The sequence below is a fragment of the Neobacillus niacini genome, from assembly GCF_030817595.1.
Classification (GTDB): Bacteria; Bacillota; Bacilli; order Bacillales; family Cytobacillaceae; genus Neobacillus; species Neobacillus niacini_G.
The window spans coordinates 1,894,994-1,920,260 of the sequence record NZ_JAUSZN010000001.1 but is presented as its reverse complement, the minus strand read 5'-3'; the positions used below and the strand labels follow the sequence as shown (position 1 = coordinate 1,920,260).

Sequence of the window (25,267 nt, the reverse complement as noted above, 5' to 3'; positions counted from 1 at the left end):
CAAAAGGGTAGGTGATTTTCACATGAATAGTGATGAGCTGCGGTCCTTACTGCTGAATAATAACACAATGGAAGCACCAGATTGGAATGAAATAAAGGAAGCCTATGCTGCTAAAACAATCGATATAGTAAATGGACAGCCCGTTTATCTATTCGATAAAATTTTCGATCTATCATTCAACCCAATCGAAGAAAACATATTTGTCTGCCAGCAGTTGCCCTCTGCATATGTCCCTATGCATATTCATCAATATATTGAAGTGATTTTCGTCTATCAGGGACAGTGTACAGTACTATTGCAGGAAGGTGAAATCAACCTTTCTGAGGGTGGAATGATTATGATTGATAAACATACACCGCATACGGTCAAAGGAATAACAAATTCTGATATTATTATAGATATGAAACTAAAGCATGATTATTTATCATCCGGAATCCTTAGTCAATTTACCAACAAAAGTATCATTTCACAATTTTTAATTGACTCTCTTATTGATAGTCGACGAGCAAATAATTATCTCTATTTTCCTTTTGTAGAACGTTCAAAAATACCTGGGATCATGGAGCAAATTATGTGCGAATATTTTGATAGAGACTTTTTTTCAGGTGATATCATTAACGGATATCTTTTCATTCTGTTTACGGAATTAATCCGCCAAAGTAACAGCTCAACAAGTACACAGATAGACAATATAAAGCAGAAGGATGTTATCGTTTTAGACTTTCTAAAGTATATTGATGATCACTTTAAAGAATGCAGCTTAACAGAAATGGCGGATCACTATAAATATCACCCAAATTATATTTCAGCAGTTCTCAAAAAATCAACGGGTAAGTCCTTCAAGGATCTCCTCCAGTTACAGCGCATAAATAAAGCAGCTCTTTATCTTTTAAACTCCGACCTTCCGATACCTGATATTGCCGAAGAAGTTGGATACTCAAGTGTTTCTTTTTTTTATAAAAAATTTAATGAAATTTTTCACCAAACACCTAAAGAATTTAGGGGAAATCAAACGATGCACTCTATTGCCAATAAACAAAATGTGCACCTTTAAACCGCCGCTTGGCGGTTTTTAATTTGGGTAAAAAGACTGATAGTCTTACATGAATAAATCTTTGATTCGAGCAATAATCTCCTTTGTTTTTACCATTAAAACAAATGAAAACGCTTGCTACAATGTAAGAGTAGTAAGTTAGTAGCAGATTATGAGGAGTGTTTTAAATGGGATTTAATTTTCCACCAGAATTTCTTTGGGGTTCTACAACAGCAGCCTATCAAGTAGAAGGGAATAATGTTAACAGCGATTTCTGGGCAGAGGAGCATGCGGAGGGTTCACCTTATAAAGATAAATCAGGGGATACCATTGATCATTATCGGCTTTATAAGAAAGATATTGCTCTTATGGCTAGTCTTGGATTGAATTCCTATCGATTCTCTATCGAATGGTCCAGAATCGAACCAGAACCAGGCTATTATTCACGTTCTGCCATCGAGCATTATCGTGATGTACTTGAAACTTGTTACCAAAATGGATTAACACCGGTCGTAGCAATGCACCACTTTTCTTCACCTAAGTGGCTAATGAGATTGGGAGGTTGGGCGAGCCCGGAGGTTCCTGAGCGGTTTGCGAGATATTGTGAGGTTGTGTTTAAAGAAATTGGCGATTTAATTCCGTATGTACTGACAATGAATGAAATTAACCTACCTGTCATGTTGCGTGAAATTTTTTCAAAGATTGGCTTTATTGCTCCGGTAGGTATCGAAAGGGATGCTTGGGAGGCACCTAAATGGCGAGAGTCGGCGGCTAAGTTGTGCGGAACTACCATTGAAAACTACTTTACGTTCCATATGATTTCTGACGAGGCTTCCATCAATATCTTAAAAGAAACTCATCGAAAGGCACGCAAGGCGATTAAGCAGATTCAGCCAAATACGAAAGTCGGCTTATCAATGGCACTTTCAGATATTCAGTCAATCCCAGGTGGCGACGAAATTGCAGAAAAGAAATGGCATAGTTATTTCCGACAATATTTAGATATGGTAGCTGAAGATGATTTCTTCGGACTTCAAAATTACACAAGAGAAGTTTACGGACCAGAAGGACAAGTGAAGCCAGAGGAGGGAGCAGAACTTACGCTAATGGGTTATGAATTCTATCCTGAAGCGCTTGGAAATGTGATTCGTAAGGTATCTAAAGATCTATCGATTCCTATTATGGTTACTGAGCATGGCATCGCGACCGAAAACGACGAGCGACGGGTAGAATTTATTCGTAAAGCTTTAGAGGGTGTACAAGCTTGTGTGGATGAAGGAGTAGACGTACGAGGCTATCTCCACTGGACTACTTTTGATAATTTCGAATGGCAATCTGGTTATTCAATGAAATTTGGTTTGATTGAAGTGGATCGCTCCACGCAGGAAAGAAAAGTAAAAGGAAGCGCTAATTTTCTTGGAAGTATAGCAAAAGTGAACACATTATTAACCAAATAAGAGATAAATAATGGGGGTTAAAAAATGAACAATACGGTAATGAACAAAACACCTTTTATAAGATTAATAGTGGCTGCGATGCTCGGTGTTGGAACATCCATTGCACCTCTAGTTCTACTATCATTTGGACTCTCTACATTTATTGTAATTAGAATTGTTGGACAAGAACATGCAACCGCTGCGTTTGCTACTGCTACTGGAATTTCTGGTATTGCTGTCGTCATTTTCGGACTTTTTAGTGGGATAATTGCTGATAAAACGAGATTAAAGATGGGCAGAAGGAGGTTTTGGATGATTGCAGGCAGTATTGGCGGAGCTTTATCCATGCTTGCCCTTACGTTCGCTTCATCAATTCCAATGTTTATCATTACCATGTGTTTAGTCAATTTCTTTTATGGAATGGTTTCACTTTCATGCTATGCGATCGTCCCTGAACAAGTAGAACCGGAAAAATATGGCCGGGTAGCGGGTTTAATTGGTGCTGCTGCACCTGCATTCGTTATGTCAGGTCAGATGATTATGGGAGCTTTTGCGGATTCTACCCTTGAACAGAAAATGATTACCATCATAATTGTCCAACTGATTGGCGGATTCTTAGCTGCACTTCTAATTAAAGATAATTCTTTTGCTATTACAACAACGAATGAGAAGAAATCAGTGGGTACTCGTGGTTTCTATCCAAGTTTTAAACAGCATCCTTCTTATACATGGGCGTTATTAACAAAATTGTTTATTAACTTCTCTAATGCAGGGATGGGGATGTTAACTCTTTTTCTATATTACAAGATTTCACTTAGGTGAAGCGGATATATTCAAAATAATGGGACTTACCGCTCCAGCGATCATGTTAATGGTTGGAGCTGGTATCCTAGGAGGATTTCTATCAGATAAGCTTAAGAAGCAAAAACCATTTGTTATAGGTGCAGCACTTATTACAGGACTATGTTTAATTGCTTTCGCTTTCTCAACTAACATTACATGGGTCGTCGTTGGAAACTTTATTTTCAACTTTGGTTTTGGTATGTATAATGCAGTAGATAATGCTCTTGTAAACCGTATTCTCCCTTCAAAAGAGAATGCAGCAAAAGATATCTCAATAATGAATACAACAACAAGTCTTTCTTCTACATTAGTAAATTTCGCAGCACCTAGTATTATTGCTTTAGGAGTAAGCTTGTTTGGTGGAGATGGATATACGTTATTTTTCTTAGTATTAGCTGTCTTCTCCATTCTTTCAGCCATTGTTGTCATTCCAATTCCTGAAATGGATCCAAAAGTTAATGTCAATAATGACAATGCTAAAGAGATAATTGCCTAAAATAATCAATGGAAAATGTTTAATTAAAATGAGAGGCACTCTATTCATTATAGAGTGCCCCAACCTTTTTGCAGAAAGGAAAGTTTGAAATGATTGATATAAAAGTAGAAGCATTAACTTGCGAGTATCGAACAAACCCGCTTGGAATTGATATAAAAAGACCTCGAGTTAGTTGGAAAATTCAATCTGACCGACGGTGTACGATGCAAACGGCATATCAGATTCAAGTGAGTCCAAATCAGGAGAATTTCACTGAAACTTTATGGGATACTGGTGTTGTACAAGCAGATGAATCAATTCACATAGAGTATAGAGGTCCTGAATTAAACTCTCGAACTAGGTATTTTTACCGTGTAAAGGTTTGGGATAACTTTGACCGAGAATCCAATTGGAGTGAAACAGCTTGGTGGGAAACAGGCTTGTTAGATCCTTTAGAATGGCAAGCAGAATGGATCACTCCAGAACATAAAGAAATTGATCCACTTACTGAATCTATCTTTCTTTTAAGGAAGGAATTTACATTAAAAACTGGAATTTCTTCTGCACGGATTTATGGTATAGGTGTTGGTTTGTATGAATTATTTTTAAATGGAGAACGCGTGAGCGATGAACTTCTAGCGCCAGGGTGGACTAGCTATCATAAACGTTTACAGTATCAAACGTATGATGTAACCATGCAGCTTCAAGATGGTTCCAATGCGATCGGCATTATGTTGGCGGATGGCTGGTATAAAGGAAACCTTGTCAGGGAAAATAATCGCAATATCTATGGGGACAGACGGGCGGCTTTCTTCCAAATCCATGTTACCTACAACGATGGTACAGAAGAAGTAATTGCAACGGACGCTACTTGGAAAGCTTCAACAGGTCCGATTTTATTTTCGGAAATTTATCATGGTGAAACATACGATGCTAGGCTAGAACAAGAAGGCTGGAGCCAATCCAATTTTAATGATGTGGATTGGGCAGATACAATTATTCAAGAAATGCCCATTACTCAATTAGTTGCACAGGAAAATGTTCCAACCCGTGTTACAGAAGTACTAAAACCAATAGATTCTTTTGAAACTCCATCTGGTGATACAGTTATTGATATGGGTCAAAATATCGTCGGGAGAATTCGCTTTAAGGTTAACGCTCCTGCGGGCACGAGAATTGTCCTAAAACATGCCGAAGTGTTAGATAAGGATGGAAATATTTACTTTGGTAATCTGAAATTTGCAAAGCAGAAAGTAGAATATATTACAAAAGGTGAGGGGACAGAAACCTTTGCACCGCATTTTACATTCCAGGGATTTCGTTATGTGAAGATTGAAGGATACCCTGGACAAGAAAATGGTTTACCACTTGAAAACTTTGTTGGTGAAGTGATCCATTCTGATATGGAGCCTTCAGGTGAATTTGAATGTTCTAATCCATTAATCAACCGACTTCAGCAGAATATTGTATGGGGACAACGAGGGAACTTCCTTGATGTGCCGACAGATTGCCCGCAGCGAAGTGAGAGGCTGGGGTGGACTGCTGATGCACAGGTCTTTATTCAAACAGCACTATTCAATTATCAAGGAGGATCATTTTTTACAAAATGGCTGCGGGACTTAAAGGCTGATCAACTTCCAGATGGAAATGTTCCATTTGTTATTCCAAATGTTGAAGGGGGAGTCGGCTCTGCTGCATGGGGCGATGCCGCAACGATTATTCCTTGGACACTTTATCAGACATATGGGGATAAGCGATTACTCGCAGAACAATATGACAGCATGAAAGCATGGGTAGAATATATTCGACGCCAGGGGAAAAATGAAAATCTTTGGAACACAGGCTTTCACTTTGGCGATTGGCTGGCACTTGACGCAAAAGAAAATAGTTTTGTTGGCGCAACACCTAAAGACTTTATCGCTACAGTCTTTTATGCCTATTCAACAAGAATCCTTAGGGATGCTGCTGAGGCCCTCGGGAAATCTAATGAGGTTCAAGAATATAGTAATCTTTTGAATAATATTATTGAACAGTTTAACCATGAATTTGTTTCGCCATCAGGCAGATTAGTGTCCCCAACCCAAACCGCCCATGTCATTACTTTAATGTTTGATATGGTCGAAGGAAAGGCAAAGAAACGGACAGCTCATGAGCTAAATGAGTTGATTATTCAAAACGATTATCATTTGAATACTGGGTTTGTTGGTACACCATATATTTGTTTCGCTCTATCAAAAGGCGGTTATCATGAAACAGCCGTTAAATTATTAATGAAGGAAGATTACCCTTCATGGCTCTACCAAATTAAAAAAGGTGCTACAACGGTTTGGGAACATTGGGATAGTATTAAGCCAGACGGTTCATTCTGGAGCGATCAGATGAACTCTTTTAATCACTATGCATACGGTTCGATCGGAAATTGGATGTATAAAACAATCACCGGTCTGGACATGGATAATGCTAGTCCATCATATAAAAAGATCCGGATTGAACCAAAATTTGCAGGTATTGCACTGACTTATGCAAAGGCGGTCTATGATTCCATGTATGGAAAAATTCAATCTTCATGGCGTCTTACCCAAGATGAGGTTGAAATTGAAGTGGAGATCCCTGCCAATACAACTGCAGAAATCCTTTTACCAAATGCTCGCATTTCTCAGGTTTATGAAGGTAATAAGCGGTTGGTTTCTAAAGACATTCATTCTTACTTCGAATCCGAAGAGGGTGTAAGGCTTACAGTAGGTTCTGGATCCTATCATTTTAAGTACCATAATGAACGTGGGTTACAGCCTGTGTTTACGGAAGAAACCAAACTTATCGATTTCCTAGATTATCCTGAGGCTGTTGCCATTTTAGAAAGGGTTTCCCCAGGAATAACAAAACCACCTCGCATTTTTTCAACCAAAGCAAGAAGCTTGAAAGAATTGGTTGAATTGCAGGAGACTAACCTTACAAGAGATAAAGTGAAAGCCATCATTGAAGAGTTAAATAAGCATAATGAAAAAGAGGTTCTAGTAAAGCGTTAATGTAATAATGTGAAAAACAGACCCTATAGACTCTGCCCACTAAGTCGCATTTATTAACAAGTAGGGCAGTTTAAATAGGATCTGTTTTTTAAATTTTTAGAGACGGTCATCTTCCCATGCTCTATCATAGTCTTTTATATTGTCATGTTCAGTTTTATTAATGCTTTCTGTAGACTTATTTGTTTTATTAGCTTTCATAAACCTCGTTACTTTAACTCTCTCGTCTTTTTTCAAAATCGCATCACCCCCAAAGGATAAAATTAATATGGAAATTGCGATGAATAGTTATTAAATTGTTTAAACGCCTGATCTAATTTTTGCTGTTCCTCAGCCTCTAGTTTATACCATCCATGCTGGAACATAAGGTTATAAAGCTCCCGGCAGCTTTGATGGGTTTCAGTCAAAATTTGCAAGACATCCGTAAAAAGCTGTTCGTGGCTCGCTTCCCTTACTGCAATATTGAGGCTGTCGGTTAAATATTTACATGTACTAAGTGCGTCATTAAGAAAATCACGATCATTCATGTCGGGAGTTTTTACTTTTGGCAATTCTCCTGTCTGAGGATTCGCAATTTGGTTGCTGTTTTGACTTTGCTGATTTGACATTACTCTTCCTCCGTTCAAAAATAATGTTACTGCTGCTGTTGCTGCTGTGTATTAGGTAGATTTGCTAATGCAGTATTGTTATCCACCTGAAGGTGAGTAAGTAAGCGTTGATAATGATTTTGGTGCATTTGACCTGCCTTATTAAGTGCTTCCTTGAATTGAGGATTCTGAATCTGATTAGCCATAAAATGAAATTTCTTAAATGTTAATAGCTCCCAAGATAAGGCATCCTTAATGTAAAGAATATCTTTTGTCGTAATAGCCCTCGGTGGGTTCGGAATCGGTGGTTGATTATTTGGCATAGAGAAACTCCTTTCAGTTAACTTCCAACAATTTTATAATTTGCGAAGTGTATCCATTTTATGCTTTTTATTTTTATTACTTATTTTTGTTTTTCAAACATTATGTTATAGTAATAATTGAAAACAAACATAAATAAAGGATAAAACAATATAAATAAAAATAGCGCGGAAGGGTGCAGGATATGCTAGTTGCAGAAAGGCAAAGAAAAATTGTTGATTTAGTGAATGAACGTTTAAGTGTAAGGGTTACGGAACTAAGTAAAATTTTCTCTGTTACGGAAGAAACGATTCGCAGGGATCTCGAAAAGCTGGAAAAAGAGAATCTATTAATGAGAAGTCATGGCGGTGCAGTTAGTATTGAAAAAGACCAAGGTGAAACCTCATATATAGAAAGGGAAGTTACTAATGCAGATGAGAAGAAAGCAATTGCGGTAGAGGCAGTACGTTTTATTGAACAGGGGGATCAAATTGTTTTGGACGCAAGTACAACGGCATGGTATGTGGCAAAGGAATTAGAGGACATGCCGCTAACTGTACTAACGAACTCGATTAAAGTAGCGATTGAACTAAGCAAAAAAGAACAAATCAAAGTGATTTCCACAGGTGGAACGTTATTGACACAATCTCTATCATTTGTCGGTCCACTTGCCGAACGGTCGCTCGGAATGTACCATGTCAACAAAGCATTTATTTCATGTAAAGGCGTACACCTTGAAAAAGGACTAAGTGACTTCAACGAGTTACAAGCTTTGGTGAAAAAGCAAATGATGGACATCGCTGATGAAACAATCTTAATGGTAGATTCAAGTAAATTTGGGACAAGAGCGTTTTCGCAAATTGCTCCTATTGCAAAGATTGACTCCATTATTACTGATTCAAATCTAGAGGAAGATTGTAGAAAACAATTGGAAGAAAAAAACATAAAAGTATCCATAGCAAATTAAAATTTTTTAGACCAGATTTTGGTCTTTTTTTATTGTGTTTACACTTTCACATTATAATGTATACTGTTATAAAGCTGAATATTTAGGTGATAAGATGAATTTTACATATGAAATTATTGAAATGAATAAAGAACTTCCTATACACATTTTCTTGCATAGTGTCGATTATGTAACCAACCATTGGCATGACAGTATTGAAATTATTTTTGTTTTAAAAGGAAAAGTAAATGTTTCGGTTAATGATAAGCGTTTTGAATTGACCGAAAAAGATCTCTTTCTTATCAATGCTAATGATATCCATTCAATTCAGCATCAGGAGGAAAATTTATTACTGGCGATTCAGGTGCCAATTCCTGAATTGAAGCAAAATAGTAAGAATGTGGATTCCTATACATTTTCTTGTAAATCGTTTTTATATGATGATACCCACCAGGAGGAGTTCAACGAACTACGTGCGCTCCTGGCTCAAATGATGTGGGTAGTAAATAAAGCGGCTGAGGGGTACGAACTTCTAATCAAATCCCTTTATTTTCAATTAATCTATTTGTTAATCAAGAACTTTAAAGATGAGCAAGCAAGGGAAAATAAAATCTCTAGCCAAAAACATATTGAACGTCTATTGAGAATTACATCTTACGTGAAAGAAAATTTTAGGCAGCCCATTACATTAAATGAATTATCACAAAATGAGTTCTTATCCGTTCATTATTTATCGAAATTTATCCAAAAGCATTTAGGCATGCCTTTTTCCAAATATGTTGATAGCATTCGGCTAGATCACGCGGTAAAAGATATTGTATTTACCGATATACCACTGACCCAAATAGCTCTTGATAATGGATTTGCGAGTGTAAAAGCTTTTAACCGTGCATTTAAAGAATTCTACCATCAGACTCCAAGTGAATATAGACGCGCAGTTGAAATGGAGCCAAGGAAAAATGATAGTAATAAAGTAACGCTTGCAAACTATGTTGAGATAGACAAAAGTCAGGCATTCTCAAAACTATTTTCCTATTTACCCTCGGGGAATAAAACAATAGAAATAGAAAGTAAATCAGTTACCAAAAAACAATATTCCATTAATGTGAGTAACAACAACATAATGAAACTTCAACATTCTTGGAAAAAACTAATGACGATTGGAAAAGCGAAAGAAGGTCTCTATACGGAGGTACAAGAGCAGCTTAAGCTAGTGAAAAAGGCAACACACTTTCAGTATCTTCGCTTTCATGGATTATTTGACGATGAAATGATGATCTATGGAGAAAATGAGCTAGGTGAGCCAGAGTTTAATTTCCTTTATACAGACAAATTGTTCGACTTTTTACAAAGTATTGATGTTAAGCCGTTTGTTGAGCTCGGCTTTATGCCGGGAGAATTAGCAGAAAATCAGGATGAAACAGTTTTTTATAAAAAAAGCATAATCAGTAAGCCGAAGGATATTGAGAAATGGAATCTGCTTGTAAAAAACTTTATTATTCATTATGAGAATAGGTATGGGATAGACGCAGTTCAGCAATGGTATTTTGAGTTTTGGAACGAACCTGATTTCTATGTGTTCTGGAGAGGGACATTTGAGGAATATTGCCTGCTATATAAAACTACCTATCAAACGATAAAAAATCTTAATCCTGCTTATAAGGTAGGAGGCCCGAGTATTGTATCAATCAACAATAGTGACTGGCTGCAGCAATTTCTTGATTTTTGTATGAATGAAAACTGTGTACCAGATTTTATTACGTTCCATTGTTATATGCATGATGAACTTGATATCAATAAAAAAAAGAAGTTATTAGATGAAGGTTCATTTGAATTTGGTTATATCTCAAGGGACGAAGACTTTTTGAAGGACAAAATTATAAGAATTAAACAAATCCTTGCAGAGAAGAAAATGGATCATGTTGAGCTTCATTTAACGGAATGGAATTCTACAGCCTTCCACCGTGATTTAACGAATGATACTAGTTTTAAAGCGGCGTTTGTAGTTAAAAACCTGCTCGAAAACATAGACACTATTGGAAGTTTTGGATATTGGACTGCATCAGATTTAATTGAAGAACAAAGGGCTGCCATTCCTACTTTTCATGGTGGACTTGGTTTAATAACAAATAAAAGTATTCCTAAACCAGCCTATTATGCCTATGATTTTCTAGGTAAATTAGGAGATGAGATGATTGTAGCAGGTGAAGGCTATTTCGTGACGAAAAGTCCCAAGGGATATCAAATGATCCTCTATCATTATTGTCATTATGACATGCTTTATTGTATGAATCAGCATGTGAATATTGATAGCAAGAACCGATATAATGTTTTCCTAGATCGGGATGATATCCAGTTGAAACTGATTCTGAGCGGGCTGGAGCAAGGTACTTATAAAATTAACCAGCATGTATTAAACCGTGAAAACGGAAGTGCATTTGATAAATGGGTGGAAATGGGTGCTCCAGGTTCACTTAGTCCAGAAGACATAAACTATTTAAAATACTCAAGTGTACCCAAAAAGCACATTAGTGAAGTAAGAATTGAGAATGATTTTATAGTAAATACGATTCTTCAGCCACATGAGGTCCAGTTATATGAAATCCTTCCACAAAGGACACTATAGGCAGGTGTAAACCTGCCTTATTTTGTTACTATCATTTAGGAAAAAAGAACCACTTAAAATTGAAATGACAATTTACCGACCCGCTTTGAACAAATATCGGATAGTGAAAAGGTTTTCATCTCTCTATAATAAAGTACATAAGGAAGCGTTTCCAGTAAGGAGAACGAAGAGGCAAAATCAGAAGAACCTTGCAAGAAGAGAAGAAAACGTTTTTATTAAAGGGAGGTAAAAAAATGGAGAACACTGTAATGAAAAAAACACCGTTTGTAAGATTATTAATCGCAGCAATGCTAGGGGTTGGTACCTCAATTGCGCCGTTAGTTTTACTAAGTTTTGGGCTTTCTACCTTTATTGTTATCAACATTGTTGGTCCGGAAAAAGCTACCACGGCATTTGCTACAGCCTCTGGAGTTACCGGTATTATGATCGTAGTTTTTGGTTTATTTAGTGGTGTGATTGCAGATAAAACCCGTATTAAGATGGGGAGAAGACGGTTCTGGATCATTGCAGGCAGTATCGGAGGAGCTTTATCGATGTTTGTCCTTTCCAACGCTTCTTCAATCCCAATGTTTATCATTAGCTTGTGTCTAGTAAACTTCTTTTATGGTATGGTTTCACTTTCATGCTATGCGATTGTCCCTGAACAAATAGAACAGGAAAAGTTTGGTCGAGTTTCAGGTCTGCTTGGTGCAGCAGGACCTGCATTCGTTATGACCGGTCAAATGATTATGGGAGTCTTTGCTGATTCTACTCTTCATGAGAAAATGATTACGATGATTATTGTCCAATTGATTGGTGGAGCGTTAGCGGCACTTCTTATAAAAGATAATTATGTTGTAGTAGCAGCAAAAAGTGAGAAAAAGTCGTTTGTTCTTAGTGGTTTCTATCCTAGTTTTAAAAAATATCCATCCTATACCTGGGCGTTATTAACGAAATTATTTATCTATTTTACAAATGCAGGTATGAATATGTTAACCCTTTTCTATATCGCAAGATTTCATTTAGGTGAAGCAGAAATCTTTAAAATTATGGGGCTTATGGCGCCGACAATTATGATGATGGTTGGTGCAGGAATCCTTGGCGGCTTCCTATCAGATAAGATTAAGAAACAAAAGCCTTTTGTTTTTGGTGCAGCGCTTCTAACAGGAATCTGTTTGATAGTATTTGCCTTCGCTCCTAGTGTAACGTGGGTAATCGTTGGTAACTTTATTTTCAATTTTGGTTTTGGTATGTACAATGCAGTAGACAATGCTCTTGTAAACCGTATTCTCCCTTCAAAAGAAAATGCGGCAAAGGATATCTCGATTATGAATACAACAACAAATCTAGCATCAACTCTAGTAAACTTTGCTGCACCAGCCTTAATCGCTCTTGGGGTAAGTTTATTTGGAGGAGATGGATATACGTTCTTCTTCTTAGTGCTAGCCGCATTCTCAGTTCTTTCAGCAGTTTTTGTCCTTCCTATTCCTGAGATGGGATCAGAAAAAGAAGCCAACACTGCACCAGTTAGTGAACAAGCTGTCTAATTAATAGGAAATGAGGGATGAATTTTTACATAAGTATAAATTCATCCTTTATCAATTTAATTTTAGTAAAGGGAGAGGTATATTCATGCTAAGTGAAACAATTCAACTTTGGGATGATAACGATACAGTTGCGTTACATTCTTACATACAAAATAATTCGATGGAGTTTCAAAAAGATCAACTTCGCCCTGCAGTTCTTATATGTCCAGGTGGAGGATATTTAGGAACTTCTGATAGAGAGGCTGAGCCAGTTGCACTAAAATTTGCTTCTCTTGGATATCGTACCTTTGTCCTGCGCTACACTACCTATTATAAGGAATGGGTAGAAGATTTTAATAATCCCCCAGCACCTAATGAAAAGTCAGCTTATCCACAGCCCCTATTCGATTTAGCCAAAGCAATGATTATCATACGAGAAAATGCCTCCAAATGGTTGGTAGACTCTGAAAAGATTGCAGTATGTGGTTTTTCGGCAGGCGCTCATTTGTCAGCCAGCATGGGTGTACATTGGAATAGTAGTTTGTTAAAAGAAAAGTTTAATAGTGAAAACGAAATATTCAAGCCAAACGCTGTTATTCTTGGATATCCGTTACTAGATTATCAATTAATGAAGGAAAAAGTGGAGGAAGAGGCTAACGAGTTTATTAAAGAATTCTTTGAAATATCCAACAGGGCTGTATTTGGAACACCCAATCCTAGTTTGGAACAACTCTCAGAGGTCAGTCCAGTGAACTTTGTATCCTCCCAAACCCCGCCAACCTTTATTTGGCACACTGCTGATGACGGACTAGTCTATGCCGAAAACTCTTTACGCTTTGCAACGGCATTAGCTAAAAACAAAGTTTCGTATGAATTGCATGTTTTTGAAAGTGGTGTACACGGTTTATCACTTTGCGATGAGACTACTGCTGGTGAACCGAGCCACATAAATCCTGAATGCAGTGTATGGGTTGATTTAGCACAAAATTGGTTAAATAAACATTTTAAATAGGAATGGTAACTTAAGACCAACAAATAGTAATTATTTTTGTTGGTCTTATTTTTATTGATATAATGAAAAAAATATAAACTAGTAGAGGATGAGCAGTACTCTAAAGAAGGAGCGCATGATATGGGAATTGAAATAAAAGAAATAATGGCCAAGAAGATCCTAACGGAAGCGAAGGGTTATTTAGATGTTGGTTTTACTCATTCTTTGAATCCATATAGTGGTTGTGCTTTTTCTTGCCGGTACTGTTATGTAAGAGAAATGCCGATTCAGAGATTTAAAGAAATTCCTTGGGGAGAATGGGTAGACATAAAAACCAACGCAGCTGAAAATTACCGAAATGAAATAATAGGGCTTCGTAAGAAAAATAAACCAATAAATTTATTTATGTCATCTGCAACCGATCCTTATCAACACATTGAAAGGAAAGCAAACATTGTCCGAGGGATATTAGAAGCAATGATAGATAATCCACCCGATTTTCTTTGGATTCAAACACGATCCCCACTCATCACAAGAGATATTGATTTGTTAGTGACATTGAGAGAAAAATGTAAAGTCCTTGTTTCTATGACAGTTGAAACAGACAGGGAAGACATAAAGCAAATTTTTGCTCCTTCTGCTCCAGGAATTAACTTGCGTTTAAAGGCTTTGAAAGAAATACATGATGCTGGAATAACTACACAAGCTTCGATTTCACCAGTTTTACCATTTACCCCTGATTTTCCAATGGTATTGGACGGTATCGTTGATCATATTTGGATTGATACGTTAACCATCGGGGATGGGGCAGAGGGGAAACGTTCCGCGCGTTTAGGAATGCCCGCGTTATTTAAGAAACATGATTTATCTAGGTGGTATCGAAAAGATATTCATGTCATGGTAGAGAAGTATTTTACTAAATATTTTCCTAGTGAAATGATAAGGGTTTCTAAACAAGAAGCCTTTTTAGAATAAAGGCGTACTTTTGTTAAAGAGGGAAAAATAACGTTGACACCATTATTTGGAAGTGTTATCATATTCTTACTATTATCGAAGGGAGTGAGATTGCTTTATGCCTAATTTAATCAAAATAACCTTGAAATTTAAGTGTCTTGCCTCTCACTCATACGGATTAAAGTAGAATTTAAAACTTGTCTGTAATAAGAGATGGCAAACAAGAAAATTGGCATTTCTTATAAAAAGGAATGTGAAGCCACAGGGTTATTGTATATCCCTGTGGCTTTTTTTTGCTTGTCACAGAAAATGTCAAACACCTAAAATATCAAAAGATAACGAGGAGTTGTGGTATATGTTGAAATTAAAATATCTCTTTAAAAACGTCGACCTAGCAGAAATGCTATTAAAAAACTGGGGATTTGATGAAGAATCTCTTGAGCTGTTTAAGTATTACAGGATATCGTCAAACGCTATTTACCCATTTAGAGAGCAGGGCAGGACACAACTTTTAAGATTTTCACCCCAAAAAGAGAAACATAAAGAAAATATTTTAGCAGAACTTGAATTTATATCTTACTTGCGTTCCAGGCAATATGGGGTTTTAGAGACGGTTTTGTCTAAGGATGGAGAGGAACTTGTAGAAAAACAAACTCCCTGGGGCGATTACTATGCTTCAGTATTTAAAAGGGTATCAGGTGTGCAGCTAGGCGATACAGATTTAAGCAATACGATCATTTTCAATTATGGGAAAGCATTAGGTAAACTTCACCAATTATCAAGTGAATATAAACCAAAGACATTTATACGATGGTCATATAGGGACGTTTTAGATTGGATGTATACTGTTCTAATAGATTCTCCTCTTGAAATGTCTGCTTTAGAGGAAACTCAACTATTAAAGAATTATTTTGATTCAATTCCTATCAAGAAAAGCGATTTTGGATTGATCCATTATGATTTTGAATTGGATAATGTCTTCTATGATGAAGAACTCCAATCTTGTAACGTTATTGATTTTGATGATTCTATGTACCACTGGTATGTAATGGATATTGAACAAGCACTTGCTAGTTTAAAAGATTCTATATCACCTGAAACGTTCTCCCTAAAAAAACAATGTTTTATGGATGGATATCGATCTGAATATGATGTCTCAGACGCTATGTTGTCATTAATACCAGCTTGCAGACGCTTTGCTAATTTATATGGATATGTTCGGATATTATCATCAATGAAAGAAAAATGGGATCATGAACCACAATGGTTATCAAGTTTAAGAGAAAGATTAACCAAAAGTATGAAAATTAAATCCGCTGATTTTGGAACAGAAATTAATTAATGCAGAAACAAATGGCACCCTCATTATGCGGTGCCATTTGTTGTTTATGGCCTAAAAGATCGTTATTTTATAATATTGAATTTTTCTCCCTATAACTATACGGGGTATCATGATATAAATCTCTAAACTTTTTATAAAAGAATGTGACGCTGGAATAACCCACTTCTTCAGCAATTTCAGGGATAGGTAAATCGGAATTGGATAGAAACAAAGCGGCTTGGTTTAGCCGTTGGATTTGCAGAAGTTCTTTGAAGGATTTTCCTGTTCCTTTTTTTAGTAAAGTGGATAAATAATTTGGGTTGAATCCAAAGGTCTGTCCCATTTTAACCAAAGAGCAGTTCTTATAATTCTCTTCAATGTATCTCAAAAAATCTACTAACGATGAATTGTCATTTTGATTAAGTGGTTCTTGACTTGTCAGATTGTTTTTATATCGTATCAGTGTGGAGAACAAAACAATTAAATATGAGTCAATAATTTCTCCAGAACAGAAGTCCCGGTCAAAAAACTCACACATTATATTCTCCATGATTTCTATGACATTGTTGTGTTCACCTGGTCTGAAAATCAGGAAGTGATTTTGCTTCCGATTGCTTAACAGCGATTCAATCATGAATTGAGAGATAATGCTTTTTTGAGAAAATCGGCTTAAAAAGCTTGGTGATAGATAATCCTGTTTAAGAATCATATTAATAACAATATCCTGCTCGGTTGTTGCACCAACACTATGAGGGGTTTCTTTGTTAATTAATATGAGTTCTCCTTTTTTTAAATCAATCTTTTTTCCCTTTACTTTCACTGTACAGGTACCCCTATAAACAAACATCATTTCAATATAGTCATGCATATGAAGAGGAATAGCTGAATCATGGGGCTGCTGTGAAATAGATACATTCTCTTCAATGGGTAAATCAGTGATATCAAATCCTTTATTGAAAAGATAAACTTGTTCACCACCTACCTCCTTAAACGTTGGTTTATACTCTTTCAATATTTTTTCTTCATCAATCCCAAACTTCAATGAATCCAAATAATTTTCAAGTTCTATTCGTTGCATAAATGCTCCCTGTTATTTGAATAATGGATTTTTATCTCTATATATAACAAATCATAGTTTAAGTTCATAAAAGTGTAAACTGCCAGGGTCGGCTACCATCTAGAATCAAAAAGTAAAAACTATGATTCGAGCAATCAAGACCTTGCTTTTTAATATTATCTAGAGAGTAAGCGTTTGCTACTATTTATACATAAGTAAATATAAGCTTAGTAGGAGGCGATTTACAATGAAATATGTTTTTCCAGAAAACTTCCTTTGGGGTACGGCCACTTCTGCTTACCAAGTGGAAGGTAACAATGATAAATCGGATATGTGGGTAGAAGAGTATTCCGAAGGGTCACCATATAAAGATTATTCAGGTAATGCTGTCGATCACTATCATCTTTACAAACAGGATATTGAACTTATGGCTAGATTAGGTCTGAAAAGCTATCGTTTTTCTATAGAGTGGTCAAGAATTGAGCCGGAGCAGGGTGTATATTCCCAAAAGGAGATTAATCATTATCGTGATGTTATAAATATTTGCTATGAGAACAACATTATCCCTGTAGTAACGATGATGCATTTCACCTCTCCTCAATGGTTAATGAAGATTGGCGGCTGGAAAAATCCGAAGACCGCTGACCTTTTCGCAAACTATTGTGAGGTTGTGTTCAAGGAGCTTGGAAGGGATATTCCTTATGTGTTGACGATGAATGAAGTCAACTTACCCGTTATGTTGAAAGAACTGTTTATCAATATGAATTTCATGCCGCCAGTAGGTATGGATGCCAAGTCATGGACAGCGCCAGGATGGCGTGAATCTGCGGCACAGAAATGCGGAACAACCATTGATCAATATTTTACTTTCCATATGGCTTCAGACGAAGCAGCCTTAGAAATTGTTAAAAACGCACACCGGAATGCTCGAGAAGTTATAAAGAAAATTAATCCGTCCACCAAGGTAGGACTATCCTTGGCATTGCCTGAAATTCAACACATTGAAGGTGGGGAAGAGCTGGCTGCAAAAGTTTGGCATGATTACTTTGGACAATTCAAATCTGTGATAGCAGACGACGACTTTATCGGTGTTCAGAACTATACCCGTGAAATATACGGCCCTGATGGACAAGTTCCATTAGCTACTGGAACTGAAGTGACGGCGATGGGTTATGAGTTCTATCCGGAAGCATTGGCCGGAACGATTCGAAATGTAGCCAAGGAGTTGGATATCCCTGTGTTGGTAACTGAACATGGAATTGCCACAAATGATGACAGCCGACGGGTTGAATTTATTAAGCGGGGCCTTAAAGGGGTGCATTCCTGCATTGAGGATGGGATTGAGATATTGGGATACCTCTATTGGTCCACCTTTGATAATTATGAATGGACGTTTGGCTATGGTCCGAAATTTGGGATTATTGGCGTTAACAGTGAAACGCAAGAAAGATTGGTAAAAGAGAGCGGTCGAGAACTAGGTGAAATTTCAAAAAACAACGCTGTTCTTACAGAAGGTGTTTACCATAATGAAATATAACAATCCTGTTATAAGCGGCTTTCATCCTGATCCAAGTATTTGCAGAGTAGGGGAAGATTTTTATTTAGTCACGAGTTCTTTTGAGTATTTTCCAGGTGTCCCAATTTTTCATTCAAAGGACCTTGTAAATTGGAAGCAAATTGGTCATTGTTTAACGCGCGAAAGTCAATTGCCTTTACACCAATCAAAAAGTTCTATGGGTATATTTGCTCCTACTATTAGACACAATAATGGTCGGTTTTATATGATTACAACTAATCTATCAATAGGAAAAAACTTGTTAGTATGGTCTGATAAACCTGAAGGTCCTTTGTCTGACCCCATTTGGCTGGATTGGCCAGGCATTGATCCTTCACTCTTATTTGATGATGATGGCAAAGTTTATTTAACAGGAACCCAGAACATATTTAGTTCGGAACCAAAGGGAATTTACCAGGCTGAGATTGATGTTGAAACAGGTGATATTCTCACTGAGCGTCGATTAATATGGCAAGGGACAGGTGGAGCTCATCCTGAAGGACCACATCTTTATAAAATAAACGGCTTTTACTACTTAATGATTGCAGAGGGTGGAACAGAATATGGGCATATGGTGACAATGGCTCGAAGTGAACAGCCTTTTGGTCCTTTCGAAAGTCACCCTTATAACCCAATTCTTACTCATCGCAGCAGTGAAAGCCCAATTCAGGCTACCGGCCATGCCGATTTAGTTCAATATACTGATGGCAGCTGGTGGACAGTATTTTTAGGGATACGCCCAGCGCCGATTCCGTTTAGCGGGAAGCATCATCATCTTGGACGGGAAACATTCTTGGCACCAGTGGATTGGGAGGAAGGGTGGCCGATCATGGGTGCTGATGTCAATATAGAAATGGATGGAAGAACACTTCAACTAGAGGAAATAGAACAGTGGAGAAGTAAGGACGACTTTAATGGGAACACCTTAGATTACACTTGGAATTTTTTGCGTAATCCTGCTGAAGGAAGCTGGTCCTTAGCTGAAAGGCCAGGTTGGCTAACATTACATGGCTCTCCTATAAGTTTAAATGACGTGGATTCCCCTACATTTGTTGGTCGAAGACAACAGCATTTCAAGTGCAAAGTATCAACATATCTAGAATTTTCTCCCGTCCTGGAGGGGGAAGAATCAGGTATAACAGTCTTCATGAATGAGAGATTTCATTATGAAATAGCATTAGGTATTCGAGATGGGGTTAAAAAGGTATTTGTGAGAAGGAGAATAGGCTCATTATGGAAGGTGGAGTCTGAGCGGGAGTATGGACAAGAAGGAATTATTCTATCAGTTCAAGCGGATGCCAAAAATTATACCTTTTCCTATCAGCAGCCAGGAGGAGGGTCAACTATTTTAGGCTCAGGTGAATGTTCTGTGTTATCCACTGAAGTAGCGGGTGGATTTACAGGAGTATACTTCGGACTTTACGCGACAGGAAATGGTCGGAATTCAAGTACACCTGCCTATTTTGATTGGTTCGAGTATTATATCTAATAGATTAAGAGTCACGGCTTGCAGCCTGGCTCTATCTTGCATTCATTAAATAAAAAGTATTTAGAACAAATATTGGCTAGGTTTCAGTTAAATAGGGGAATGTAATTTATTGCGCTGTTTCATATCATTGAACTATTGATACCGTTTTCAATTTTTGTAAGGGAGGATTTTTAGTGGAAAGAAATTTTAAACAACTAATTGAGGAAATGACACTTGAAGAGAAAGCAAGTCTTTGTTCAGGACTAGATTTTTGGCATTTGAAAGGCATTGAAAGGTTGGGGATTCCATCATTAATGGTTACGGATGGTCCACATGGTTTACGGAAACAGTCACTCAGTGCAGATCACTTAGGTATTTATGATAGTATTCCGGCAACATGTTTTCCTTCAGCAGTAGGTCTTGCCAGCACGTGGAACAAATCGTTAATTGAAAAAGTTGGGGCCGCATTGGGAGAAGAATGTCAGGCAGAGGATATAGCTGTTCTGCTCGGGCCAGGTGCTAATATCAAACGTTCACCTTTATGCGGCAGAAACTTTGAATATTTTTCAGAGGACCCTTATCTTTCTTCAGAATTGGCTGCTAGTCATATACAGGGAGTTCAAAGTCAAGGAATAGGAACCTCTTTGAAGCATTTTGCAGCAAATAACCAAGAGCACCGACGGATGTCTGTTGACGCAATCGTAGACGAAAGAACGTTAAGAGAAATCTATCTTGCTAGTTTTGAGAATGCAGTCAAAAAGGGGCAGCCATGGACAGTGATGTGTTCGTATAACAAAGTAAATGGTGAGTATGCCTCCGAAAATAAAACATTGTTAACTGATATTTTGAAAGATGAATGGGGTTTTGAAGGTTTTGTCGTTTCTGATTGGGGAGCAGTTAATGAGCGAGTAAAAGGCTTAGAAGCTGGACTTGAATTAGAAATGCCGCCAAGCCATGGTTTAGGCGATAAACAAATCATCCAAGCTGTTCTAGATGGCAAGCTGTCTGTAGAAACTTTAGATAAAGCAGTTGAAAGATTACTTAAAATTATTTTTAAAGTAGTGGAAAATAAGAAAGAAAACGCAACGTATGACCAGGAAGTTCACCATCAGCTGGCAAGAGAAGTAGCAAGAGAAAGTATGGTGCTATTAAAGAATGAAGATCGTATACTGCCTTTGAAAACAGAAGGAACGATTGCTGTTATTGGTGAGTTTGCTAAAACACCGAGATACCAAGGTGGAGGAAGTTCACATGTAAATCCAACCAGACTGGAGAATATTTTTGAAGAAATCCAAAAAGCCGCTTCTGCTTCAACAGTCATGTATGCGCAAGGTTACGACCTTAAAAGTGATGAGATAGATGAAAAATTGTTGGCAGAGGCACGTGAAGCAGCCATCCAATCTGAGGCAGCTGTTTTATTCGTTGGTCTTCCTGATCGTTACGAATCGGAAGGTTATGACAGAGAACACCTCAGAATTCCAGCCAATCATCAGATTCTAATAGAGGCAGTAGCCGAGGTTCAACCTAATGTTGTGGTTGTCCTAAGTAATGGTGCGCCAGTTGAAATGCCTTGGCTTGGAAAGGTAAAAGGATTACTTGAGGCCTATTTAGGGGGACAGGCACTTGGAGGTGCGATTGCTGATTTATTATTCGGAGTAGTAAGTCCGAGTGGAAAATTAGCGGAAACGTTCCCGAAAGAATTACGTCATAATCCATCCTATCTAAACTTCCCAGGTGAAGGAGACAAGGTTGAATACAAGGAAGGTCTATTTGTGGGCTACCGGTATTATGATGCCAAAGGGATTGAACCATTATTCCCATTTGGATATGGGCTAAGCTATACCAGCTTTGATTATACCAATCTTAAAATTGATAAAGCAGAAATTGACGATACTGAAACCGTTGAAATTTCAGTTACAGTGAAAAACACCGGTGAAGCAGCGGGTAAGGAAATTGTCCAACTCTATGTACGGGATATGGAAAGTACTGTTATTCGTCCTGAAAAAGAATTGAAAAGCTTTGAAAAGATAGAATTACAGCTAGGAGAGGAAAAAGAGGTTAAGTTTATTTTGGATAAAAGAGCCTTTGCCTATTATAACGTTGACATTCAAGATTGGCATGTTGAAAGTGGAGTATTTGAGATTTTAGTAGGTAAATCCTCAGCTGAAATTCTTTTAACAGGCAGTATTCAAGTCAACTCGACGGTGGCAGTTAAAAAATTAGTTCACAGAAACACAACCATGGGAGATGTTTTAACCAATCCTGTTCTTTCACCAATTTTACTAGAAGCCTTAGAAAATTTAAAAGGTGTAGGACCGTTTGCAATGGCAGCAGATCCTGATGCGGACGAAATGTTCCAAGCATTTATGAAATTTATGCCGTTACGTGCCCTTGCCACTTTCAGTCCGGATAAGTTTTCCGAAGCGATGTTAGATTCTTTAATAGAAAAGTTAAATCACCAAACGGAGGAATTAAGACAAACTGAGCTTCGTTAGACAATATTTAGAGCGAATAGTAGTAGAGCCCATGATAATTTGGGCTCTTTTTGGTGTATTTATCTTTCTTAATTTATTAAGGTTTTTAAATTGAACAAATATCGGCATGGTTTCAGTCAAAAAGGGGAAAGCAGGCAGGGGCTATTTCTTATAACATAATAATTGTAATGGGAAACGCTTACAGATTATTTGATTATTAAGGATGGGAATTATGAAAATTTCAGCTGTGATATTTGATTTAGATGGGGTAATTGTTTCTACTGATCAATTTCATTACCAAGCATGGAAACAAATTAGTGATCAAGAAAAAATCTATTTTGATAGAGACATAAATGAACGTCTTCGGGGAGTAAGCAGAATGGAAAGTCTTGAAATCATTTTGAGTTATTCTGAAAAAAGCTACAGTGAGATTGACAAGCTGCTTCTTGCTCAGCGAAAAAATGACATCTATTGTGAACTGCTTAACAAGTTGTCACCAAACGATATTTTACCAGGGATTGTCAATCTATTATTGAGATTAAAAGCAAGAGATATAAAGATTGCAATCGGTTCTTCTAGTAAAAATACTCCTTTTATCTTAGAGCAAATAGGCTTAGCTTCTAGTTTTGATGCAATCGCAGACGGAAATAGCATTACGAACAGTAAGCCTGATCCGGAGGTATTTTTACTTGCGGCTGAAAAACTGGGAGTTGCACCAGAGGAATGTGCTGTAATTGAAGATGCGCAAGCAGGAATTGATGCTGCAATTGCAGCTGGAATGAAGGCAGTGGGAGTAGGGACGGCGGCATTTTGTGTTAAGGCACATTTGAAGTTAAAAGACCTATCAAATCTAAATATAGACCAATTATTAGAAGTTAACGAGATTAGGAGTTGAGATCATGATTAAGGTAAATGTTAATGACAAGCTAGCACACTTAAGAAACGCCCCGTTTCTTCTAACCGATAAAGATATTCAGTGGGTAGAGGAAACCATTGGATCTATGAACTTACATGAAAAAGTAGGGCAATTATTTTGTCCCATTGGCAGTTCGGATAAAAAGGAAGATTTAGAAGCATTTATTGAAAATTATCATCCTGGCGGGATTATGTACCGCCCGAATACTGGAGCAAAGATTCAAGAAACACACAGATTACTACAGGAGCTTTCTCCCGTACCATTATTGATTTCTGCTAACCTCGAAGCTGGTGGGAATGGTATTGCTACGGATGGCACCTATTTCGGAAAACAAATGCAGGTAGCTGCAACGGAAAATGAAGTAATGGCTTATAAGCTAGGTGTAGTAGCTGGCCGTGAAGGTCGTGCAGCAGGTTGTAACTGGGCTTTCGCACCGATTGTCGATATTGATATGAATTATCGCAATCCGATTACCAATGTAAGAACATTCGGTTCTGATCCTAAAGTAGTTGCTGCGATGGCTAAATCGTTTATGAAAGGTATTCATAAAAGTGGGCTGGCCGCTAGCATAAAGCACTTTCCAGGTGATGGGGTAGATGACCGAGATCAGCATCTTTTACCGTCTGTTAATACTTTGTCTACAGACGAATGGGACCAGTCATTTGGTATGGTTTACCAGGAAATGATTGATAGTGGAGCGAAATCAATTATGGCGGGGCATATCATGCTCCCTGAATATTCAAGACGCCTATTGCCAGGAATTGAAGATGAACACATCAAGCCTGCCACACTTGCACCTGAATTACTCAATGGGTTACTAAGAGAAAAATTAGGCTTTAACGGTTTGATTGTTACCGACGCCTCTCCTATGCTAGGATTCACCGTATCAGAAAGAAGAGAATTTGCGGTACCAAAGGCGATTGCTTCCGGCTGTGATATGTTCCTTTTTAATCGTAATATTAAAGAAGATTATGAGTTTATGATGAAGGGGATAGAAACAGGAATCTTATCCCTTGAAAGGGTGGACGAAGCCGTTACGAGGATCCTGGCCCTTAAAGCTTCTCTAGGTCTGCATCTACAAAAAGAACAGGGCACATTAGTACCGGGTGAAGAGGAATTATCTGTATTACAATGTGAGGAACATAAAGTTTGGGCGAGAGAATGTGCAGACCAATCCGTTACATTAGTAAAAGATACACAAAAATTACTACCTATTAGTGCCGAGAAATACAAAAGGGTTCGGTTATACGTATTAGGTGATCAAGAAGGAGGGCTCAAGGAAAGTGGTTCCGTAACCCAACCGTTTGTTGACTCTCTTGAAAATGCTGGATTCCAAGTCGAATTTTATAATAACAATCAAGTTAATTTCCAAGAATTGTTTATGAGTGTAAATGAATTCAAAGATAAATATGACCTTGTTATATACGTTGCAAACCTAGAAACCGCTAGTAACCAAACAACCGTTAGAATTAATTGGCAGCAGCCTTTGAATGCGAACGCACCATGGTTCGTAAAAGATATTCCGACACTGTTTATTTCAGTCGCGAACCCATATCATCTGCAGGATGTCCCTATGGTAAAAACTTATATCAATGCCTACTCTTCAAATGAATACGTAGTAGAAGCTATTGTTGATAAAATCTTAGGAAAATCAGAATTTAAAGGGAATAATCCTATAGACCCGTTTTGTGGGAAATGGGATACTAGATTGTAAATTAGAATAAGCACTCCATTTATAGGATGGGGTGCTACTCCTA

General features: G+C 37.5%; 18 protein-coding genes and 1 pseudogene. 15 read left to right on the top strand and 4 right to left on the bottom strand.

Going from position 1 to position 25,267, the window contains the following annotated elements; all coding sequences use genetic code 11:
- Window positions 1-22: 22 nt before the first annotated feature.
- The 4 genes and pseudogenes from QFZ31_RS09555 to QFZ31_RS09535 all read left to right on the top strand — a co-directional run bounded on the left by QFZ31_RS09555 (window position 23) and on the right by QFZ31_RS09535 (window position 6,813).
- Window positions 23-1,054, top strand: coding sequence for a helix-turn-helix domain-containing protein (locus QFZ31_RS09555; RefSeq protein ID WP_307302738.1), 1,032 nt, complete (start codon window positions 23-25; stop codon window positions 1,052-1,054).
- 167 nt (window positions 1,055-1,221) lie between these two features.
- The gene (locus tag QFZ31_RS09550; protein ID WP_307302737.1) at window positions 1,222-2,490 is read left to right on the top strand and encodes a glycoside hydrolase family 1 protein; all 1,269 of its coding nucleotides are present in this window, start codon (window positions 1,222-1,224) and stop codon (window positions 2,488-2,490) included.
- Between the two features lie 24 nt (window positions 2,491-2,514).
- A pseudogene (locus tag QFZ31_RS33815) lies at window positions 2,515-3,808 on the top strand (MFS transporter).
- A gap of 89 nt (window positions 3,809-3,897) precedes the next feature.
- Window positions 3,898-6,813: a family 78 glycoside hydrolase catalytic domain gene (locus tag QFZ31_RS09535; protein WP_307302733.1), complete on the top strand. Its 2,916-nt coding sequence runs from the start codon at window positions 3,898-3,900 to the stop codon at window positions 6,811-6,813.
- 96 nt (window positions 6,814-6,909) lie between these two features.
- Here the strand turns inward: QFZ31_RS09535 and QFZ31_RS09530 are convergent, their stop codons facing one another.
- The 3 genes from QFZ31_RS09530 to QFZ31_RS09520 are packed head-to-tail and all read right to left on the bottom strand — an operon-like array spanning window position 6,910 to window position 7,720.
- On the bottom strand, window positions 6,910-7,047 hold the full coding sequence (locus QFZ31_RS09530) for a hypothetical protein (RefSeq protein WP_307302732.1): 138 nt from the start codon (window positions 7,045-7,047) through the stop codon (window positions 6,910-6,912).
- 26 nt (window positions 7,048-7,073) lie between these two features.
- A complete protein-coding gene (locus tag QFZ31_RS09525) occupies window positions 7,074-7,418 on the bottom strand; it encodes a spore coat protein (RefSeq protein ID WP_307302730.1) in 345 nt (114 codons plus the stop codon).
- Between the two features lie 26 nt (window positions 7,419-7,444).
- Window positions 7,445-7,720, bottom strand: a complete 276-nt coding sequence (locus QFZ31_RS09520) for a ferritin-like domain-containing protein (RefSeq protein ID WP_306073239.1) — start codon at window positions 7,718-7,720, stop codon at window positions 7,445-7,447.
- 182 nt (window positions 7,721-7,902) lie between these two features.
- Here QFZ31_RS09520 and QFZ31_RS09515 point away from each other — a divergent pair, with 182 nt between their 5' ends.
- The 6 genes from QFZ31_RS09515 (at window position 7,903) to QFZ31_RS09490 (ending at window position 16,061) form a co-directional block, all read left to right on the top strand.
- Window positions 7,903-8,664, top strand: a complete 762-nt coding sequence (locus QFZ31_RS09515) for a DeoR/GlpR family DNA-binding transcription regulator (RefSeq protein ID WP_307302728.1) — start codon at window positions 7,903-7,905, stop codon at window positions 8,662-8,664.
- A 94-nt stretch (window positions 8,665-8,758) separates the two neighbouring features.
- A complete protein-coding gene (locus tag QFZ31_RS09510; RefSeq protein ID WP_307302726.1) occupies window positions 8,759-11,269 on the top strand; it encodes a GH39 family glycosyl hydrolase in 2,511 nt (836 codons plus the stop codon).
- Window positions 11,270-11,502: 233 nt separating this feature from the next.
- On the top strand, window positions 11,503-12,795 hold the full coding sequence (locus QFZ31_RS09505; protein ID WP_307302724.1) for an MFS transporter: 1,293 nt from the start codon (window positions 11,503-11,505) through the stop codon (window positions 12,793-12,795).
- Window positions 12,796-12,880: 85 nt separating this feature from the next.
- Window positions 12,881-13,786 (top strand): alpha/beta hydrolase, encoded by a 906-nt coding sequence (locus tag QFZ31_RS09500; protein ID WP_307302722.1) that lies wholly within the window; start codon window positions 12,881-12,883, stop codon window positions 13,784-13,786.
- A gap of 120 nt (window positions 13,787-13,906) precedes the next feature.
- Window positions 13,907-14,740: an SPL family radical SAM protein gene (locus tag QFZ31_RS09495; protein ID WP_307302720.1), complete on the top strand. Its 834-nt coding sequence runs from the start codon at window positions 13,907-13,909 to the stop codon at window positions 14,738-14,740.
- Between the two features lie 334 nt (window positions 14,741-15,074).
- The gene (locus QFZ31_RS09490; RefSeq protein ID WP_307302719.1) at window positions 15,075-16,061 is read left to right on the top strand and encodes a phosphotransferase enzyme family protein; all 987 of its coding nucleotides are present in this window, start codon (window positions 15,075-15,077) and stop codon (window positions 16,059-16,061) included.
- Between the two features lie 67 nt (window positions 16,062-16,128).
- On the opposite strand, the gene QFZ31_RS09485 is transcribed toward QFZ31_RS09490, so the two are convergent.
- Complete coding sequence (locus QFZ31_RS09485) at window positions 16,129-17,118, bottom strand: AraC family transcriptional regulator (RefSeq protein ID WP_307302717.1); 990 nt, start codon at window positions 17,116-17,118, stop codon at window positions 16,129-16,131.
- Window positions 17,119-17,344: 226 nt separating this feature from the next.
- Here QFZ31_RS09485 and QFZ31_RS09480 point away from each other — a divergent pair, with 226 nt between their 5' ends.
- The 5 genes from QFZ31_RS09480 to QFZ31_RS09460 all read left to right on the top strand — a co-directional run bounded on the left by QFZ31_RS09480 (window position 17,345) and on the right by QFZ31_RS09460 (window position 25,224).
- Window positions 17,345-18,634 carry a glycoside hydrolase family 1 protein gene (locus tag QFZ31_RS09480; RefSeq protein ID WP_307302715.1) on the top strand — a complete coding sequence of 430 codons (1,290 nt, stop codon included), beginning with the start codon at window positions 17,345-17,347 and terminating at the stop codon, window positions 18,632-18,634.
- Complete coding sequence (locus QFZ31_RS09475; RefSeq protein ID WP_307302713.1) at window positions 18,624-20,141, top strand: glycoside hydrolase family 43 protein; 1,518 nt, start codon at window positions 18,624-18,626, stop codon at window positions 20,139-20,141. The genes QFZ31_RS09480 and QFZ31_RS09475 overlap by 11 nt, the downstream gene beginning before the upstream one ends.
- Before the next feature lie 173 nt (window positions 20,142-20,314).
- Window positions 20,315-22,615, top strand: coding sequence for a glycoside hydrolase family 3 C-terminal domain-containing protein (locus QFZ31_RS09470; protein ID WP_307302712.1), 2,301 nt, complete (start codon window positions 20,315-20,317; stop codon window positions 22,613-22,615).
- A gap of 211 nt (window positions 22,616-22,826) precedes the next feature.
- A complete protein-coding gene (gene pgmB / locus QFZ31_RS09465; protein ID WP_307302710.1) occupies window positions 22,827-23,489 on the top strand; it encodes a beta-phosphoglucomutase in 663 nt (220 codons plus the stop codon).
- 4 nt (window positions 23,490-23,493) lie between these two features.
- Entirely contained in the window at window positions 23,494-25,224 is a 1,731-nt protein-coding gene (locus QFZ31_RS09460; RefSeq protein WP_307302708.1) for a glycoside hydrolase family 3 protein, read from the top strand.
- Window positions 25,225-25,267 lie beyond the last annotated feature (43 nt).